Raw genomic sequence first — 1,120 nt, 5'->3', positions numbered from 1 at the left:
CTCCCATGACAGGGTTCGCTATCGTAAACAGAGACGCTTCAACGGCTCTGACTTTTACGATAAACGGTATCACGATTACGGTAGACCCAAAAGAGCCGTTTGAAGGTAAGTTTGACCCATTTACGAGTGTTACCATCACAACTACAGTGGCATACAAAGCCCTTGCTATGAGGTGATCGTATGGCATGGGGTAAAATTGCCGGAGGCGGTGCTTTTGATGACCGATCTGCACAATTGGTGGCTAAATTGATTGAGAAAGGCGTAAAGGTATATGATACGTTTGATCGCTCTGACTCTGCATCTATAGGGACAGCGGATACAGGTCAAATTTGGTCGGAAGATGTCGGGGATTTGCAAATTAGTGGCAACCTTTTGAAATCCCCTACCGTCGTCAGTGGGCAAGCTATTTGTTCGTTGGAGTCGGGACTGAGCAACGGTCGATTTAGTCTAACGGTAAATATTGGTGCTGATCTGATAACGAGGAATGTCGGCGTTATATTTCGTATGAGCGATGCAAATAACTTTTGGGTAGCACGCCCAAGCAAAACTTCTGGAGGTGCAGGTTCGGTTCAACTGGTTAAGTGTGTCGCAGGAACATTTACAACTTCTGCGAACATAGCGGCAACAATAGATGCAAACACTGAGTACTCGGTCATGGCTGTGGCTAATAACGATATAATAGGACTTTATTTAAATGGATCGTTAATAACGGAAATAACTGATAACTTCAATTCAACAGCAACAAAGGCGGGGGTCAGATTTGGGACAACCGGAACGCCAGCGTCGCTTTATGCCGATAAATTTTCTGTGGAGGTTTTATGATGAGCGACACCGTAACTGTATCTCGAATCGGCACCGGGACGGGAGAAGATCCTTATAGGGCTGATGTTCCGGAAGGGACAAGTTGGAAGCAAGTTGAAGAACGGGAAGCAGAATTCGTGATAGAAATATTGCAATAAAGTAAGTTCGTATGTTGAATAAGAAAAGTACAGTCCTGAGCCGATCGGGGTTATTTTTATGCCCAAAAAGGGCGGAGAGGGGTCATTTATGCAAATTAGACAGTTAGGCGCATTGGTCATTACGGCCGCAGCTGGAGATACCAAAGGGGAAACGGCGATCG

General features: G+C 45.5%; 1 protein-coding gene. It reads left to right on the top strand.

Features of this window, described 5'->3' with window-relative positions:
* Nucleotides 1-180: 180 nt before the first annotated feature.
* A complete protein-coding gene (locus HR086_RS47025) occupies nucleotides 181-822 on the top strand; it encodes a hypothetical protein (RefSeq protein WP_174468929.1) in 642 nt (213 codons plus the stop codon).
* The last annotated feature ends 298 nt before the right edge of the window (nucleotides 823-1,120 follow it).

The sequence above is a fragment of the Myxococcus sp. CA039A genome, assembly GCF_013336645.1.
GTDB lineage: Bacteria > Myxococcota > Myxococcia > Myxococcales > Myxococcaceae > Myxococcus > Myxococcus llanfairpwllgwyngyllgogerychwyrndrobwllllantysiliogogogochensis.
The sequence above is the reverse complement of the archived record's forward strand: the minus strand, read 5'-3'. Positions and strand labels throughout refer to the sequence as shown.